The following is a 3,524-nucleotide window of genomic DNA, read 5'->3' as shown; positions in this document are numbered from 1 at the left end:
ATATAAAACCTTGTCCGCTTGTTCTATCCAGGCTTTCGCCCCCAAGGTCAGATGACTTACCAATTGAATCCCCGTACCAACAATTGTTAAGGAGCCAGTTTCCAAATTCAATTTACTCTTCAGCTTAGAATCGGAGTTTTTCATCAGAGTAACAGACACAATATAGCGGTTTTAAATTAGGTGAGGTACATGTTTTTAGGGAGCAGGGAGCAGGGAGCAGGGAGCAGGGAGCAGGGAGCAGGGAACAGGGAGCAGGTCATAGAGCAGAGGCAAGAGCAAAGAGTGAAAAAATCCTGTGTACCTCATTATTCCTAGAAACTCTATAGTTATTTTATTAAACTTAACCCTAATTTTATTTTTTAAAAAACTATAACAATTCTATATCCTACAAGGTACAAATTGATCCCCCTAAATCCCCCTTAATAAGGCAGACTTTGAGGTTTATAAGCGTACCTCATAACTGCGATAAACGCTATAAAGCATATTTCATAGCTATAAGGTACACAGGATTTTTACCCTGTTCCCGTCTTGATGCAGTCGCTCATGGGGGAAACCACGGCAGTCGCTCATGGTTTGTTCGCGTTCGCCTTTGGCGTGGCCTACGGCCAAGCGTCGCCAAAGGCGATAGTTACCGTAAGACAGTTGAGCCTTGTCTTGATGCAGTCGCTCATGGGGGAAACCCCCAAGACCGCGCTGCATCGCTAATCAATAAGTTTGAACCCTTTTCTGCATAGCCTACCAACCATAAAGGCTCAACGTAATCAGGTTTCGTCTCCGGGGGAACCCCCAAGACCGCGCTGCCTTCCCAAGACCGCGCTGCATCGCTGTTCCCTATTCCCTGTTCCCTTTGCTATATGTTGTATTTTAGTTTAAATCTTGACCTATTAAACTAATAAAAATCATATCATAACTCATATAAAATATCATCAAAAAACTAATAAACAAAACATTGACTCGTGACAGGAGCATTAAAAACTGATCTAGGGTTTCTCGAATAACTGAGATACATCCAATTTTCTTCCCTGCTCCCTGCTCCCTGCTCCCTGCTCCCTAAATCAATGATTAGGCTACAAGAAAGATGCTGTATACATAAACTGTTGCTCTCCCTTTTTCATAAAATACTGCCGATACAATTCACAACTGGCGATCGCTTGAGCACCTGAAAGTTTAATCAACCCCATACTGCTTAACTTGTGAGTTAGGATGGGGTCTAAGGGCACAGGTTCAGTGGCCTTGAGAACCGTATCAAGAGCTTGTGCTAATTCCGGCTGTTTTGCCAATGTTGCCCAATGACGCTGCAAGTGATTAGCATAAATTCCGGTAGCAGTGGGAGCACTTGCTAGCAGTTGGGAAAGAGTTATATCCTTGCGACTAAGATGATAGAGCGTTAAGTTTACCAGTGCCGGATGTCCCCCCAGCATTACCATTAATTGTTTAGCATCTTCGGGACCTATCCAGTCGAGTCCGTAGCGTTGAGCTAACTGCTGCACCTCGTCCTGGCTGAAGTTGTTTAACTGAACCGGCAGCCCCACATTGAAAGGAGACTGGTTAAGCTCGAGGGGAACGTAAATTTCCGTGGAGTGAACCACTACCAGGCGAAGCTTTTGCCAGATGGGCAGTCTTTTCCCTTCTTCGTACCAAGAACGCAACAGAGGTAAAAAATCCTTGGCGACTTGGGGATGCTCGAAAATCTGGCTCACCTCATCCAATGCCAAGATTAGGGGAGTATCAATTAAATCTAGTAGATAGTCTTGGAAGTAGAGGGTGCAGCTAATTTTACTGCCCAGGTCTTCATCCCAATACTCATCTAGCATCGGTTTACGCTGAAGCTGTTGAGCGATGTTGGCACACAGCCAGCGCAAAAATTGATTCAAATTGCTCAAAATTCCCTGCTCGACTTGCTCTAGGTTCAAGCTGACAGTATGGTAGCCCAGGCGGTTGCCATGGTCAAGAATCCTCAGCAGCAGAGAGGTTTTGCCCATTTCTCTGGGAGCTTTAATCCTGATTAACGCTCCCGGTTTCTTGATTTCTTGATAAACTTGCTCCTCAAGGGAAGAGCGTTCTAGGTAAAAGGGAGAGTTGATAGGGATTGAGCCACTGGGATAGCAAGGTAGTATCTCAGGGGTTTCATTGGCAGCATTTCCCGTCAGCTCTGGCAACACCAGATCTGCCTGAAAAGGGTTTGTCTCTGCGGCTGTTTGGGCAGTGGCATAAGACTCCAGCAGCACCCGACAGTTTTTCTTGCTTACCCGCTGGCCAATCACCTCCGAGAGTCGCTGATACAACTCTGGAGCAACGACACTGGTAAGGTACCCTGGACTATAACCTGCTTCGAGGGCAATTTGGTTATAAGTTCTATACTGCCAAACCCCACCCAGCATAATTACTTCTATGGAAGTAAGGGGTCGATGTTGGCTATCTTTTAGTTGACGGTCAACAATTTCTAGGATACGGTCAAGATTCATTTAAAAGGTCACCGAAATTTATCAAGAAGCACCTTTTAAGTGCTCGATCAAACGTGACACACCGAAACAAATCATAGGAGTCTGGCTATACCCTTTTGGTATCCAAAAACTATAGTGTTGAGGAGTGTTTATTTAATTTACAAACATTCCTATATATATATAGGAATCAACCAAAACAAACATAGATGCTTTTACCCTGAATGACCCAGCAATTTTAGAGCTGTTGACTGGTCAATTGAATCCCCGTTAACCATAAGTTAACCATAGGAGGTTTAATAACTAGTTATTTCCTATGATGCCCAATATTGGATGATGCCCAATATTGGTGGGTATCAATCATACCCATAAATCATAATTTACGACTATAGAGCTAGTCTTGATTCAGCCGCTTTACTACTGTATTAGTTTAATTCCAATTAAATCCGGAAATGCACCAAGATTTAGGAATTTCAACTCTTAGCGATCAGCTAGTTTATATAACTAAGGCTGGTCAGCTACCATTCGATTAAAGGGATAACATCACTCCTCTCGGTGGAACGGGCATCTTGCCCGTTTCTTGCGAGTAGGGAGCTTACCGAGATGGCAGGCATTCAAGGCTTACTTTCCTCCTTTGATTTATTATCCTAACCGTAAGTGATAGTACCATATATAATTTCCAGGTGACTATTAAATATTGTTAACTAGTTGTATTCCTGGGAAGGAAGCAGGTCAATTTTGTAAGAACACTTGAACTACAAACGCTTGAATTACAGTGTTTTTGGGGCGTAAGTAGCAGTTATGAGCTATTTTAGTACATTTGTTCTGCAAATTTGACATGCTCCCTACTGGGAATCCCTGACAGGGGAGTGTGATAATAGCAGATAATAGCAGATATAGCAAGTCTTATACCCATGAGGTACAAATCTCTGGTTTTTAGGGACTTCGGAGCAGGGACTTCGGAGCAGGGACTTCGGAGCAGGGAAGAGGGAAGAGGGAAGAGGGAAGAGGGAAGAGGGAAAAAATAATGTGTACCTCATAGCTATGAGAAACGCTATAATAGCAGATAATAATAGGCAAAAT

2 protein-coding genes are annotated in these 3,524 nt (G+C 43.5%); both read right to left on the bottom strand.

Features of this window, described 5'->3' with window-relative positions; genetic code table 11:
- Positions 1-492 precede the first annotated feature (492 nt).
- Positions 493-699 (bottom strand): hypothetical protein, encoded by a 207-nt coding sequence (locus F6K57_RS40005; protein ID WP_293074406.1) that lies wholly within the window; start codon positions 697-699, stop codon positions 493-495.
- A 368-nt stretch (positions 700-1,067) separates the two neighbouring features.
- Complete coding sequence (locus F6K57_RS40000; RefSeq protein ID WP_293074403.1) at positions 1,068-2,465, bottom strand: AAA-like domain-containing protein; 1,398 nt, start codon at positions 2,463-2,465, stop codon at positions 1,068-1,070.
- Between the last annotated feature and the right edge of the window lie 1,059 nt (positions 2,466-3,524).

This window comes from Moorena sp. SIO4A5, from assembly GCF_010672005.1.
In the GTDB taxonomy this organism is placed as follows: domain Bacteria; phylum Cyanobacteriota; class Cyanobacteriia; order Cyanobacteriales; family Coleofasciculaceae; genus Moorena.
Note: the sequence above shows the minus strand (reverse complement) of the source record. Positions and strands in the feature narration are given on the sequence as shown.